This window comes from Archangium gephyra, from assembly GCF_049060025.1.
Taxonomy (GTDB): Bacteria; Myxococcota; Myxococcia; order Myxococcales; family Myxococcaceae; genus Archangium; species Archangium gephyra_A.
In genome coordinates, this window is the sequence record NZ_JBMEQQ010000002.1 from 7,224,984 (window position 1) to 7,238,508 (window position 13,525).

At 68.5% G+C, this 13,525-nt stretch carries 14 protein-coding genes; 10 read left to right on the forward strand and 4 right to left on the reverse strand.

Annotated elements, in window-relative coordinates:
• The first annotated feature begins 94 nt into the window (after positions 1–94).
• The 3 genes from ACN28I_RS31540 (at position 95) to ACN28I_RS31550 (ending at position 2,851) form a co-directional block, all read left to right on the forward strand.
• Complete coding sequence (locus ACN28I_RS31540; RefSeq protein WP_420945623.1) at positions 95–970, forward strand: hypothetical protein; 876 nt, start codon at positions 95–97, stop codon at positions 968–970.
• 26 nt (positions 971–996) lie between these two features.
• Positions 997–1,800 (forward strand): hypothetical protein, encoded by an 804-nt coding sequence (locus ACN28I_RS31545; protein WP_420945624.1) that lies wholly within the window; start codon positions 997–999, stop codon positions 1,798–1,800.
• A gap of 124 nt (positions 1,801–1,924) precedes the next feature.
• Positions 1,925–2,851, forward strand: a complete 927-nt coding sequence (locus ACN28I_RS31550) for a hypothetical protein (RefSeq protein ID WP_420945625.1) — start codon at positions 1,925–1,927, stop codon at positions 2,849–2,851.
• A 21-nt stretch (positions 2,852–2,872) separates the two neighbouring features.
• Here the strand turns inward: ACN28I_RS31550 and ACN28I_RS31555 are convergent, their stop codons facing one another.
• The gene (locus ACN28I_RS31555) at positions 2,873–4,690 is read right to left on the reverse strand and encodes a sigma 54-interacting transcriptional regulator (protein ID WP_420945626.1); all 1,818 of its coding nucleotides are present in this window, start codon (positions 4,688–4,690) and stop codon (positions 2,873–2,875) included.
• Between the two features lie 354 nt (positions 4,691–5,044).
• Between ACN28I_RS31555 and ACN28I_RS31560 the strand changes: the two genes are divergently transcribed.
• The 3 genes from ACN28I_RS31560 (at position 5,045) to ACN28I_RS31570 (ending at position 6,969) form a co-directional block, all read left to right on the forward strand.
• The gene (locus tag ACN28I_RS31560) at positions 5,045–5,665 is read left to right on the forward strand and encodes a DUF2378 family protein (RefSeq protein WP_420945627.1); all 621 of its coding nucleotides are present in this window, start codon (positions 5,045–5,047) and stop codon (positions 5,663–5,665) included.
• A gap of 237 nt (positions 5,666–5,902) precedes the next feature.
• A complete protein-coding gene (locus tag ACN28I_RS31565) occupies positions 5,903–6,520 on the forward strand; it encodes a TIGR02265 family protein (protein WP_420945628.1) in 618 nt (205 codons plus the stop codon).
• A gap of 32 nt (positions 6,521–6,552) precedes the next feature.
• On the forward strand, positions 6,553–6,969 hold the full coding sequence (locus ACN28I_RS31570) for a hypothetical protein (RefSeq protein WP_420945629.1): 417 nt from the start codon (positions 6,553–6,555) through the stop codon (positions 6,967–6,969).
• 61 nt (positions 6,970–7,030) lie between these two features.
• Here ACN28I_RS31570 and ACN28I_RS31575 read toward each other — a convergent pair whose 3' ends face one another.
• Entirely contained in the window at positions 7,031–7,705 is a 675-nt protein-coding gene (locus ACN28I_RS31575; RefSeq protein ID WP_420948754.1) for a hemerythrin domain-containing protein, read from the reverse strand.
• 239 nt (positions 7,706–7,944) lie between these two features.
• Here ACN28I_RS31575 and ACN28I_RS31580 point away from each other — a divergent pair, with 239 nt between their 5' ends.
• From ACN28I_RS31580 to ACN28I_RS31590, 3 genes are all read left to right on the forward strand, one after another.
• Positions 7,945–9,450, forward strand: coding sequence for a bifunctional metallophosphatase/5'-nucleotidase (locus ACN28I_RS31580; protein ID WP_420945630.1), 1,506 nt, complete (start codon positions 7,945–7,947; stop codon positions 9,448–9,450).
• 194 nt (positions 9,451–9,644) lie between these two features.
• A complete protein-coding gene (locus tag ACN28I_RS31585; RefSeq protein WP_420945631.1) occupies positions 9,645–10,184 on the forward strand; it encodes a hypothetical protein in 540 nt (179 codons plus the stop codon).
• 173 nt (positions 10,185–10,357) lie between these two features.
• Positions 10,358–10,885, forward strand: coding sequence for a cupin domain-containing protein (locus ACN28I_RS31590; RefSeq protein WP_420945632.1), 528 nt, complete (start codon positions 10,358–10,360; stop codon positions 10,883–10,885).
• Between the two features lie 114 nt (positions 10,886–10,999).
• Here ACN28I_RS31590 and ACN28I_RS31595 read toward each other — a convergent pair whose 3' ends face one another.
• Both ACN28I_RS31595 and ACN28I_RS31600 read right to left on the reverse strand, forming a co-directional pair.
• Positions 11,000–11,731 (reverse strand): hypothetical protein, encoded by a 732-nt coding sequence (locus tag ACN28I_RS31595; RefSeq protein WP_420945633.1) that lies wholly within the window; start codon positions 11,729–11,731, stop codon positions 11,000–11,002.
• 510 nt (positions 11,732–12,241) lie between these two features.
• Complete coding sequence (locus tag ACN28I_RS31600; protein ID WP_420945634.1) at positions 12,242–12,748, reverse strand: nuclear transport factor 2 family protein; 507 nt, start codon at positions 12,746–12,748, stop codon at positions 12,242–12,244.
• Positions 12,749–12,872: 124 nt separating this feature from the next.
• Between ACN28I_RS31600 and def the strand changes: the two genes are divergently transcribed.
• Positions 12,873–13,400, forward strand: a complete 528-nt coding sequence (def, locus tag ACN28I_RS31605) for a peptide deformylase (RefSeq protein ID WP_420945635.1) — start codon at positions 12,873–12,875, stop codon at positions 13,398–13,400.
• Positions 13,401–13,525: the final 125 nt, after the last annotated feature.

Genomic DNA, 13,525 nt, shown 5'->3' on the forward strand with positions numbered 1-13,525 from the left:
GCTCTCGTGGGTCCTCGCGGGCTGTAGCACGTCCCCGGCGAGCAGATTCAGCCTGGCATCCACCCCCACTCCAGCGCCGCGAAGACTGTTGGCCATGAGTGACGGTCCAGCAATGGGTGGGGAGCCTGGCGGCCCGGCGGTGCGGGGCTACACCGTTCCCGGCCGGAAGCCGGACTCGCGGATGCCCTGGGAGTTCTTCCTCGGCAACGCCGCGCACCGGCTGATTGCATACATGTACAAGGTGAACCACCCGCATCACCAAGTCTATTACAACACCGAGACCCTCTTCTCCATCCTCGAGGACGCGAGGCTCGGAGAACCATCTCGTCTTCTTCCGAACGAGCGCAATCGGCGCCCGGACATCACGGATGTTGCTGCGCTGTACGTCTTCGAGATCAAACCCTGGAATGACCAGGGCCTCGAGGAGGGCCGACGGGAAGTGCAACTCTACCTGTTGGCGCTGAATCGGGCGGTAGCGCCGGAAATGAGCTTCCTGGGGGGGACGGACTTCCATGGAGAAATCTTGATCCGCTTCGCCCAGGGCCAGTTCATCTGGCGCCTGGAGTGGAAGACCCACGAGCCAGGAGTGATCCAGTACAGATGGACCCGCAGTCAGCAGCGCTTCGCATCGGAGGCCGCGGCATATACGGCTGGCCAGTGGGTGGATCTCACCGAGCAGGAGATGCGGCAGTACGGTGGATGGGTGGGCCAGGCCGTGGACGGGATGATCGCCCGGCGCGAGCGGCTCGCCACCCTCAGCGGAGCCGTTGGCATCGGCATCGAGGTGGTGGGTAGAGCCGCGACGGTCTTCTTCTCGGGGGCGATCTTCGGTCGAATGGGCTCGGGCCCGGGGGCAAAGAAACCCCCTGCACAGGGAGGTGGACAGGTCATCCCCTTCCCTGCGCGGCCTCCACCCACCGTGCCCCCGGCACACGTTCCCGCCGCAGCGGGCACATCCCTTTCTCGATGAGGGCTCGCTTTGATAGGACGCGCTCCATGGCGCCTGGACACGCTTCTTCGCTGCGACTGCCATCCTTCCTGCATGGCAGCTACCCAGCGGTCGACCAGAAGGCGAGGACGGAGGGACTGCGGTGCGGCGCGCAGTACCGTGAGGACGGCTCCTTCCCCGCTGTGCGGCAGCTGCTGGAGGTGCCGCACGGTGAAGTGGTGGTAGCGCACGAGGTGGTCGACTTCCAGCGCGAGCGCCCGGCCTGGCGGTTGTACATGGTGTCGGCCGTCATGCGCGGTCTGTCCGAAGCCATGGAAGGGCAGAACACCTTTCCCGCGAGGGATGCCTACGAGGCGTTCTGCCGTGAAACAGCCTGGGGCGCGCTGTACTTCGCGACTGCGCGAACAGCGCCGAAGAGCGCGGAGCGCATGGCGCAGCGCCTCCAGGCGGTGCTGCGCTTCTGGGAGCCGCTCCAGTCCGTGCGCTACCTCTTCAGCGCTCCGAGCGCCGCGCTCACCCTGGAGGAGCTGATGAGGGATTCCTGTGCCTGGGTCATGGAGGCGTGGTGTCCGGTGGGCGAAGGCCCGGTGCGCGCGCGCCTGGAGATGGCGGCGGCGCGCATGGCCCGCGCGACCCGGGAGGACAGCATTGAGGCCATCCTCCGGCAGATGCCCCGTGCCCTCACCTCCGCGCGCGGCCTGAAGCACCAGGACGTGGTGGCGGATCCCACGCTCCAGCGTCAGCGCATCGTCGCGCTCGAGCCGCGGGCTTTCGAGCGGGTGTCCGGTGCTTGCACGTCGGAACTGCTCGCGCTGCTCTATGCCTGGGATCGACAGCTCGGGGTTCACTAGGCCCCATTTCGTTTCTCCATGTTTGCTTGAATTACCCGCCTCGGGGTGGCACAGGGTGGAGCACACCAATCCGGGGCGGTGGCCGGCTCGTGGGCCGCCGTCCTCCTGCCGTGAGGACGAGACGATGCGTCGCAATCTGCTGAAGGCGTTGCTGTGGCTGCTGCCGGTGTCCGTGCTGGGCGCCTGGACCTCTCCGCCGGCGGCTCCGGCCATGAGCGGCATCAGCACCTATGCGAGGCCCCTGGCGCTGGGCGGCTCGATGCAGTCGGAGTGTGGCACCCGGCCCGGGTATGACGGCTACAAGGTGCAGGTGCCGGCGGGCGCGCAGGTGAAGGTGGAGGTGACGCACCTGGGCAGCTCCATGTACCTGGACACGGGGCTGTTCATCTACGGCCCGAAGGACGCCAGCGGCAACTACGGCTCCCAGGTGCTGGCCCAGGACGACGACTCGGGCTACGGCGAGCTGAGCAAGATTGAGTTCGCGACGCTGTCGAAGGGTGGCGAGTACCTGGTGGTGGTGGGCTGGGGGAACGCGGCGCAGAAGCACTACCGGGTGCAGGTGGACTGCGTGGGAGGCACGTGCGTGTCGCAGCCGCAGCCGGCCCCGTCCGTGTACGCGCTCGGGCTGGTGGAGCAGCGCATCACCCCGGGGCTCCAGTCGACGCTGGACACGGGCAACGCCCAGTACGAGATGCTCTACTCCTACCTGCGCCGGTTCGACTTCCTCTGGCCGTACTCGACCGAGGCGTCGTTGGACGCGGCGGCCTCGGCGGTGCTCTCCCAGGGCCTCTACGAGGGCTACCGCGCGGACCCCGCGCCCGCGGTGCTCACCTGGGAGCAGTTCAAGTCGAGCATGTACTGGAACTACCAGCCGCTGCACGCGGACATCCTGGCCGCGTACGGCAGCCCCCTCGAGAACGTGCAGGTGAAGCGCTACGCCCGCCAGTTCTCGACGGGCCCGAACGGGGACAACTGGCGCACGCTGCACGTCATCCTGTTCCCCCGCTCGTACAAGGTCATCGTCTACGAGCAGACGGCGCACGAGATTTGAGGCGGGCCCTCACGGCTCGCCTCACTGCTCCTTGCTGAGCAGTCCGTGACGGCGCACCCGGCGGCCGAGCGTCACCGGGTCCATCTCCAGGGCGGCGGCCGCGCGCCGGACCACGCCGCCGTGGCGCTCGAGCGCCTCGCGGATGATCTCCTTCTCCATCTGCTCCAGCCTGTCCCTCAGGGAGCCCGCGCCGCCGCCGCTCACGCGCACGGGCGGCCGCGTGCTCTCCGTGCTGCTCACGAGGGCCGGAGGCAGGTGGCGCCGGGTCACCAACTCCTCGTCCGAGGACAGCAGCACGGCGCGCTCGATGCAGTTGCGCAGCTCGCGCACGTTGCCCGGCCACCTGGCCGCCAGGAGCAGTTGCTCGGCCTCCGCGGACAGCCCGCTGGCCGAGCGCCGCAGGATGCGGTTGAAGTGGCCGAGGAAGTAGCGCGCCAGGTCGAGGATGTCCTCGGGGCGCTCGCGCAGCGGGGGCAGGTCGATGGTGAAGCTGTTGAGCCGGTAGAAGAGATCGCTGCGGAAGCGTCCGGCGCGCACCTCCTCGGCGAGGTCGCGGTTGCTGGCGGCGATGATGCGCACGTCCACCCGGCGGATTTGCGTGCCACCCACCGGCCGCACATCCCCGCTCTCCAGCACGCGCAGCAGCTTGGACTGGAGGTTGGGGGTGGTGTTCTCGATCTCATCCAGGAAGATGGTGCCGCCGTCGGCGAGCACGAAGAGGCCGGGGTGATCGGCCACGGCGCCGGTGAATGCGCCCTTCACGTGGCCGAAGAGCTCGCTCTCCAGGAGGGTCTCGGTGAGGGCGCCGCAGTCCTGCACCACGAGGGCCTGGTCGCTGCGTCCGCTCAGCCGGTGGATGACGCGGGCGAGCACCTCCTTGCCGGTGCCCGTCTCGCCCTGGAGCAGCACGGCGACGCGGTGGGGAGCGGCCACGCGCACCATCTCCAGCACCTGGCGCATGACGGGGCTGCGGAAGCCGGGCTCGTTGCCCACGCCCGCGCCGGGGGGGCGCGAGGGCGCTTCCCGGGCGCGCTCGCGCAGCAGGTTGCGCTCGAGCTCCAGGGCGGCCCGGCGCTGCTCGGTGCGCAGGCCCAGCTCGCGGCTGGCCTGGAGCACCGCCTGGCGCAGCGCCACCGGCTCGAAGGGCGGCACGAGCGCCCTGAATATCTTCCCCTGGTTGAACAGCTCCACCAGCCGCGTGGGCACGGCCGGGGCGCAATAAAGGATGCGGGGAGACAGGTCGCTCGCGGGCCCCGCGCCGGTGGGGTCCGCCTCGGCGCGCCGGGCGGCCAGCCGCTCCACCAGGGCCACGGCGCGGGCCTCGTCGCGTCCGCACACCAGCAGCGCGCTGATGTCCCCGCGGCCCAGCAGCGCGTCCATGTCCTCGGGGGCGGGCATGAAGCGCAGCCGCACGTGGCTCTCCAGCGCCTCGCGCAGGCCTCGCAGCTCCGACTCCTCGGCGTACACCACCGCCACGTAGAGCTGGTGGTCCAGCAGGTAGCGCTTGAGCGTCACCCCGTCGGAGCCCTCGAAGCCGTGGAAGCTCACGCCCAGGGCCGTCACCGCGCCCTCGTCCTGCTCCTCCGGGTCGTGCCTCCAGCGCACCACGCCGCGCACCCGGATGCGCGTGCGCGTGTCCGGCAGCGTGAAGGCCATCTCCAGGTCCTCGCCCTCCCGGGGCCCTTCGGCCGGCCCGCTCGGGGTGGCGATCAGCCCGATGCCCGTCTCGCTGATGTTGACGGCCCAGCACCCGTGGAGGGCGGGCTGGGTGACCACCTGTACGTACAGGGGCTTGCGTTCGCTACGCGGGAGGGTGGGGCTGTCCAGGGTGACCGTCATCTCTGATGCGCTTCCGCTTCACTCGTGAAGCCTTGTAGGATTTCCAGAGAAATCAAGAAAGTGGCCTCTGGTCCAGAGGGGGGAGCGAGGGGAGGGGGGTTGCCGGCTCGTGGGGCGGCGAGGCACGCTGCTTCATTTTCGAAGCAAGGCGCGGGGGGAGGGGCGGAGGGAGGCGGGGCATACAGTGACGGCGATTGTAGGCGTCGCGCGGGCATGGGGGTTGCGAGGGGGCGTCACTGTGAGGGAGCGAGCAGTCGGGGAAAGGGGAGACGTCGGCCAGCCGACGCGTGGGGAGGCGGGGGCGGGGGGTCTGGGAGGCCGTGGTTAGGGTGGATGACGTGGAGGGGCGGTGCCATGAGCATGAGCACGTGCGAGGCCGAAGTGGAGGAAGCGCAGGATTTGCGCGAGGACCTGGAGCAGCGGCTGGCGCTGGCGACGCCCACGGACACGGTGCGGGGCACGTTCTTCCTGGGCGCGTTGGAGGCGGTGCGGGCGTTGGAGGGGGAGGAAGGGGTGCGCCAGTGCGTGGAGGCGGGGGGCGAGCCGCGCTTCGTGGAGTTCTTCAACTATCCGGTGGGGGCCTGGCTGAAGGTGAGCGAGGCGGCGGCGGGGCTGCTGGAGCGCCGGTGCGGGAGCTGGGCGGAGGCGCAGCGGCAGTTGGGGCGGCGGGCCACGGCGGACATGCTGAAGTCGGCGGCGGGCAAGGCGCTGCTGATGTTGTCCAAGGGCGAGACGTGGCGGCTGCTGACGAACATGCCCTCGGCGTACCGGGCGGCGGTGAACTTCGGTGAGCGCACGGTGACGTTGGAGGGGCCCACGCGGGGCCGCATCCTGATGAGGCGCGACTTCATGCCGTGCGCCTGGCACGAGGGCGTGCTGCTGGCGGCGCTCGAGGGGATGAAGGCGCGTGCGGTGCGGGTGAGTTGCTCGCGCCTGGAGGTGCTCGACAGCGAGTACCTTGTCACCTGGGAGTGAGAGGCGCAGGTTTTGCGCCCGCGGGTCGATGGGGACCACGCAGGGTTTGCGCGTCGAAGGAGCGGGGCGTGTCGGCCAGCGGACGGTGGGAGCGAGGCCGTCGTACTGGGGGACGAGCAAGTGTGGCGTGGCGGACGGAAGGGGTGGGCGGAGGCCCTCACGGCATGGGCGGTGCAGCCTGGGTCACCCATGACGCCGACAGGTCTTCGCGGACTTCACAGCACCGAGGTACGGCCAATGAGCATGCAGGCGGTGGCGCTGAAGGATTCGCCGGGCGATTGGGAGCGGGACCTGGAGTGGAGGCTGTCCCTGGCGGGAGCGGAGGACACGGCGCGAGGGGTGCTGTTCAAGGGAACGCTGGAGGCGGTGCGCGGGCTGGGAGACGAGTCGGCGGTGCGCGGCTGCATGGAAGCGAGTGGCGAGACGCATTTCGTGGATGTCTTCAGCTATCCCATCCGCTCGTTGCTGAAGATGCTGGCGTGCGCGGCGAGGCAGTTGGCGCCGAGGTACGGAAGCGGAGAGCAGGCGCTGAGGGCACTGGGCCGGCGGGCGAACGCGGACTACCTGGCGTCGCCGCTGGGCCGGGCGGTGAAGGTGCTGACGCACGGGAGCCCGCGGCGGATGATGGAGAGCGCCCCGGACATCCACCGGCAGACGATGAGCTTCGGAGCGGTGTCGGTGGAGTGGACGGGGTTGAGCAGTGGCCTGGTGGTGAGGCGGGGAGACTTCCTGCCCGCGGCGTGCCAGGAGGGAGCGCTGGAGGCGCTGCTGGGCGCGACGGGAGGACGGCGCGTCTGGGTGAAGCGCGAGTGGGTGGAGGGGTTGGATGGAGGGTTCGCGTTCGCCTGGGAGTAGGCTTCCCGCCCCGAGGGCCAGGAGACGCGGACATGAATCCGGAGACAGCGGGAGACGACGAATTCCAGTCGGCGGTGGAGCGGGCGGAGTGGCCGGGAGAGCGCTTCGGGCACCGGGAGCACGTGAGGTTGGCGTGGCTGTACCTGCGCCGCCACGGGCCGGAGGAGGGGTACGAGCGGATCCGCGGCACCATCCAGCGCTACGCGACGGCGCTGGGAGCGGCGGGCAAGTACCACGAGACGGTGACGCGGGCGTGGAGCGCGCACGTGTACCGCGCCCTGAAGGAGACGCCGGAGCTGGAGCCCTTCACGGCCTTCCAGGAGGCGCACCCGGGGCTGAGGGACGGCAAGCTGCTGGAGCGGCACTACCGCAAGGAAACACTGGAGGGGGAGGCGGCGCGGCGCGAGTGGGTGGCGCCGGACGTCTCCCCGCTGCCCGCGTTCCCGTGAGGGAGGCCCCGGGGAGCCTGGGGGGACCCGACTCCCCGAGGGCCGGGGCTCAACACCCGGCTCACATCAGGTAGGAGGACTCGGTGGCCATGTCCTCCACGGAGCCATTGCCTTCCTGCTGGATGTCGCGCGTCTTGCGCGAGCGCTTGCCGGCGCGAGGAGCGGGAGAGGGAGACAGACCCTCGGCCTTGCGGCGGGCGGCGCGCAGGGCGTCCTTGCCCATGTCGAGCACGGCGGACATGGCGCCCGCGACGAGGTTGCCGGGCGGAGTATCCGGAGCGCGAGGATGGGGCCGGGTGGGCGCGGCGCGCCTGGCGAGCACCAGGGCCTCGGCCATGTCGCGGAGCTCCTGGGGGCTGAAGGCCTTGCGCACCTGGGGAAAGAGCTCGCGCTCCTCTTCCCGGACGTGGGTGCGGACGTTCTCGATGAGGACCTTCACCTTGGCCTCGAAGCGCTCGGCCTCGGGGGGGAGGTTCTCCAGCTCCTTGAGGAGCCACTTGGCCACGTGGTGTTCCTCGAGGGCCTCGAGCACCTGGTCCTCGAGCGCCGTGGCCTTGGCGCGAATGGACGGATAGAGGACCTGTTCCTCGATGACGGCGTGGACGGCGAGCTCGCGGACGATCTGATCCACGAGCTTGCGCTTGAGCTTCTTCGCGTTGCGGCCGGCCTGCTCGAACTTGCGGAAGAGCGTCTCCACGGTTTTGTGGTCCGCCTTCAAGAGCGCGATGGCATCCATTCCCATGCCTTCCTCCCCTTCAACTGTCTCGCTCGGAAGGTTGGCGATGGTGCGGCTTGCGTGCCGGAGCGGCACGAACCACGGCCCCCGTCAGGCCGGGGGGCAGGCAGACAGGTGCGCGGCCCGGCTGGTCCAACAATCGGACCAGTTGCTTGAGACCGCGCCCGGGAGGGGCGTGGAGCCCGGCTTGACGTCCCGAGTCGGGGAGTGTGAAGGGCTGGAGCAGGAGCCCCTCGCACATGAAGAAGCCTTTCGCCCTTGTCACGAGCCTGCTGTTGCTTCCCGCCTGCCAGACGACGCGTACGGTGACGCTGGTGGGGATGACGGACTACCACTCGCACGCGGTGCCCTTCTATTCGGAGGGAGAGCCCGGGCAGGGCGGGGTGGCGCGGGCCCTGGCGTACCTCCGGGACGCGAAGGCGAAGCCGGACACGCTGGTGGTGTCGGGTGGGGACACGTTGAACAAGGGCGTGCCCACGTGGAGTGACGAGTACGGGTGCGTGGAGTGGCCGTGGTTCAACGGCGTGCTGGACGTGATGGCGTTGGGCAACCACGACCTGGACTACGGGGCGGTGGCCTTCGAGCGGTGCCGTGCGGGCGCGGACTACCCCGTGCTGAGCGCGAACCTGGTGGGGGCGGACGGCGCACCCTACCTGCGGGTGGAGGGAAGACCGTACCTGGTGAAGGAGGTGGGGGGCGTGCGCCTGGGCTTCTTCGCGGTGGCGGGGCCGGACATGCAGCGGCTGGTGAAGGCGGAGCACCTGCCGCCCGGGACGCGGTGGACGGACGCGACGGAGGCGGCGCGCGCGGTGGTGAAGGCCCTGCGCGAGGAGGAGCACGTGGACGCGGTGGTGCTGCTGGGGCACCAGTTGCGCGAGGACGACGAGGCGCTGGCGCGGGAGGTGTCAGGCATCGACCTCATCATGGGCTCGCACTCGCACCAGAAGGTGGAGCTGGGCGTGCTGCCGGGAACGCGCACCTGGTACCTCTCGCCGTACCAGTACCTCGCCTACCTCTCGGAGGTGCGGCTGCGTTTCCGGGGCCGGCGGCTGGAGCGGGTGGAGGGAGGGCTGGTGAAGCTGGACGGCACGAAGCGGGAGGAGCCGGAGGCGGCGGCGGAGGTGGCGCGGCTGCAGCGCGAGCTGGTGGCGAAGAGGCCGGAGCGCTTCGAGGTGCTGGGGCGTCTGGACAGGCCGCTGCGGGACGAGGGCCTCACGGAGGGGGCGGCGGAGGTGGGCACGTGGGCCACGGAGGTGTGGCGCCGGGCGGCCGGGGCGCACGCCTTCTTCGCGCTGTCGGCGAGCTTCCGGGGCGGGTTGCCCGCGGGGGAGGTGACGGTGGAGGACTTCCATGGAGCGGTGCCGTACCGCAACTTCCTGGTGACGGCGGAGCTGACGGGAGCGCAGCTCGCGGACTGGGTGGCCCTGAGCGAGTCCAAGCGGGGGACGGACGGCTACAGCCAGCGCAGTGGCATCCGCTATGAGGTGGAGGACGGGAGGCCGGTGCGCCTGCGGGTGTTGAAGGAGCCCTCCCACCCGGCGGCGGGGGACGAGCCGGTGAAACCCGAGGCGGTGTACCGGGTGGCGACGCTGGATTTCCAGGCGTTCGTGGCCGGCGGCTACAAGGAAGCGCTGTCTTTGGCGGGCAACGTGCGCCGCACGGAGCTGAATGCACACACCTTGCTCATGGACGCACTGCGCAATGGCAATCCGACGCCAGAGGTTGGACAGCCACACGGAAAATAATGGATTGCCATGGAATTTCCCGCGCAATGTGTGACACACGGCTGGGTTTGGACAGCCGCGCGGAAAATAATTGATTGAGGTGGAATTCTCGAATCAAGCGCCGACGCGTCTCGCCTGAGGGCGGGCGCTTGAGGGAGAATCCCCGCTGCCTCGTGTTTGGGTAATGCTCGCGAGAGCCAGAGTAAGGAGTGTTCATGACGCGCAACGCACTTTCAGGTCATGTCGAAGTGTATGGGAAGAGCGTACAGGCACTGATCAACGCCATGGAGTTCCTCAAGCTCAAGGCGCAACGGGTGCTGGCCTCTCACGGCATCGAGCCGTTGGATCCGGAGAAGTGGTACCCGATGCCCAGCGTCCTCGACAGCTTCGACGACATCCTCAAGCAGGTGGGGCCCAACACCACCCGGGCCATCGGCCGCGCGGTGCCCAAGAGCGCGGTTTTCCCTCCGGGAATCGACTCGTTCGGCTCGGCGCTGGGCTCGCTGGACGTGGCCTACCGGATGAACCACCGCGGCAAGGGCGACATCGGCAGCTACCGCTTCACCCCCGAGGGGGACCGCTCCGCCCGCATGATGGCCGACAACCCGTACCCCTGCGAGTTCGACCAGGGAATCATGGAAGCCCTCTACGACCGCTTCCAGCCCAAGGGCTCCATCCGCCTGCGCATCGACCACGACGCTTCGTCCTGCCGCACCAAGGGAGGCCGCGTCTGCACCTACCACCTCAAGTGGTAAGGCAGACGGGGCCAATGGTAGACAGACGGAGCCAATGGTAGACAGACAGCGCTGAGGGTGAGAGTCAAAAGAGCGACTTCCGGTTTGTTTTTCGCGTCCCACGCTGAATTTGCATAGACATTGGATTCAGGGGGTGGCATAAATCTTTGCGAACAACGAAACCGGGAGTGTTCATGTTCCGTCGCGCTTGCCTCCACCGCATGCTGAACCTCGGCGCTGTCGTTCTCGCGGGCTTCCTGACGGCGTGTGGTGGGGCGGAGCAGCAGGCGGACGGTTTCGGGAGCACCTCGGCGGCGTTGGAGGGCGCGGACAGCGCCGGGGCCTCCGCGAAGGCGATGATCGTCTACTCGCTCAAGGGCAAGGTGAGCGAGGACGGTTTCGTGTCGCTGGGCGCGCCGGAGGGGCTGGGGGGCAGGGTGCTGGAGGGCAACCCCCAGATTTTCGCCCGCATCGACTACGCCCGGGGCCCCGTGGCGGCGGGCCTCTTCAAGGCGACGAAGGGCAAGATCCGCATCCACTTCCCCTTCACCGAGCACGCCACCATCCTCGAGGGCGAGGTCACGCTGACGGACGAGGCGGGCAACACCCACAAGTACAAGGCCGGGGACAGCTACTTCATCCGCCAGGGCCAGGTCATCGTGTGGGAGGTGAAGGGCAAGGAGGTCATCAAGTCCTTCTTCAACACCGTCGAGGCCCCGTAGGGCCCCCGGGAGTGGCCGGCGCGACGAGCTGCCGGCGGCCGTTGAAGAAGGGGGTGCTCGGGAGCACCCGGAACGACGTGACGCGGAACGGCGTGGAGCGCGGGAAGCGAGCGCTCAGGGAGCGGCGGCGGCCAGGGCCCGCTTGGCGGTGACGGCCGGACGCTTGTGGAGCTCGGGCTGGACCGCGGCCTGCGGCTGCTCCGCCTTCAACCCATCGAACATGGAGTGGAAGGCCGCGTAGAGGCGGTCCACCAGCGCGATGGCCTCGGCGCGCAGCTCGGGGCTCAGCTCCATGCCCAGCAGCATCGCCTCCATCTGCTCCTCGAAGACCTCGTGCTGCTCCTCGGCCTCCATGTGGTGGTTGGAGAAGTACTTGAGGCGCTTGCCCTGGCTGAGCGTCTGCGGGAGGTTGGCGGTGCGGCTGAAGAAGGCGTGGCTGGTGGACTCCAGCGTCAGCACCAGCACGATGCGCAGCCTGTCATCCATCGGACGCATCACCTCGGCGAGGATGGAGTAGCTGGCGTCCCGGATGGCCTCATGGCCGCGGCTCCACGGCTCGGTGAGCTTGAAGGGGCGCCCCATGAGCTGGGCGGCGTCCTCGAAGAACCAGTTGTCATGTCCGCGCTCCTCCTGGCGGTGGCGCAGCATGAGCATGGCCAGCTCCGGGTCCTGCATCCGCTGGGCGTTGAGGCGCAGCACGTCCTGGAAGCTCATCACCCAGAAGGCCAGGCGAGGGGCGAACCCGAGCACCTTCTCCAGCGGCCCCTCCTGCTGAAGACCCTCGAACACGTGGTGCTCGGCGATTCGGGACTGACGCTCGGAGATGTGGTTCAGCACTGCCCTCATGATGCCTCCCGCACTCTCTCTGGAGTGCTCCTTCACGAGACGTTGATACGACGGGACCGGGTGGGATCTCCTCGAAGGTTCATTTCCTTTCATCCTGGTTTCTGCACCGGGAGCGGAAATATTTCGCTTCGCTCGAGGCCCATCTGGCCCGCGTGAACTCACGCAGATAAACCAATACGAATTCTCAGCGGCAAATACAAATGGAATGTTGCTGCTGAAATCTTGCATTGATACCACGTGATGTTCGTCATTGAAGTGTGGCGTTGATACATCTTTCCACGCTCATGCCGGGCATCCGGGCGGTCTGTGGGGCGATGGCGGTGGGAGGGGGAGAGGCGGGATTTCCAGAGGGAAAATCCCTCGGGTGAGGGGTGGGGAAGGACCCTGGTGGGTGCCAGGTGACCGGCCACCGGGGCCCGCTCCACGCAACGGGCCGCCGGTGTGCTGTTCCTCCAGGGTCAGAAGACTTGTCGGGCTCTGGAAGGACAATGAAAGGAATTAGGGAAAGCCTTACGCTCCCTTGATTCCACGCTGTTCCATGTATTTGTCGAGCGAGCGGCGGGCCTGGGACTGGACCTTGTTGCGCACGAGGGGGGTCCAGCCGAGGAGGAGGCCCGCGGGGCCGATGGCCTGGCGGGCCCAGGTCCAGAAGTCGAAGCGGTCGGTCTGGCGGAGAATCTTGCCGTCCTTGAATTCGAACTCGGAGGTGACGCGGTTGAGGACCTTCCTGCCGGAGGTGCTGAAGGTGTAGCGGGCCTCCCACTGGGCGCGGCCGGAGCGGTCATCGGCCTGGACGTCCTTGAGGGTGAGCTCGAGGTCGGTGCCGCGCTCGCAGAGCATGCGCCACATGGAGGTGGTGCGGGCGTGGCGCAGGCCGGGGAAGACGGGGTCGGAGAACTCGGCGTCGGGGTGGTAGGCGGTGGCCATGGCGTCGCCGTCGCGGCGGGCGAAGGCGGCGTAGAAGTCGGTGAGGAGCTGGGCGTTGGGGTGCATACCGGGGGTGTAGCAGACACGCACCCCGTGGGCTCAAGGGGGTGGGGCGTCGAGGTGGAGACAGGAGGGTGACACTCGGGGCTGGCGAGCGGGCGGGCCCGGTGTAGAAGGGCGGTTCACGCGCTCACGCAGGGAGAAGAGACACCGAATGGCACGGGACATCGTCATCTGGCCGAACAAGGTCCTCAACACGCCGACGAAGCCGGTGACGGACTTCAGCGAGAAGCTCACCAGTCTGCTGGACGAGATGCTCGAGTCGATGAAGGAGGCGGAGGGGATTGGGATCGCGGCGAACCAGATCGGGGTATCGCTGAGGTGCTCGTGGGTGGGGAGGGAGGACGGGACGTTCTTCGAGATCATCAACCCGCAGATTCTGGAGAAATCGGGGCCGGTGACGCTGGAGGAGGGGTGCCTGTCGGTGCCGGACCAGTACGAGAAGACGCCGCGCTTCCACAAGGTGAAGGTGAAGTACCAGGACCGTGTGGGGGAGTGGCACGAGCTGGAGGCCGAGGGGCGGCTGGCGCACGTGCTGCAGCACGAGATCGATCACCTGGATGGGCACGTCTTCGTGGATCACCTCTCGAACCTGAAGAGGAGCCTCATCCTGGAGAAGATGAAGAAGCTGCAGAAGATGATGAGCCGGCGCAAGGAAGCGAAGGACGCGAAGAAGGAGTAGCGGAGGGCGGAGGCTCAACCCCGCTGCCGCATCCACCCCGCGCATCCACTCCCTCTCCCCCCGGGAGAGGGTCGGGGTGAGGGTATCCGGGCCTCGAGCTGAACCCCACTCGGGTCCCCAAGTGA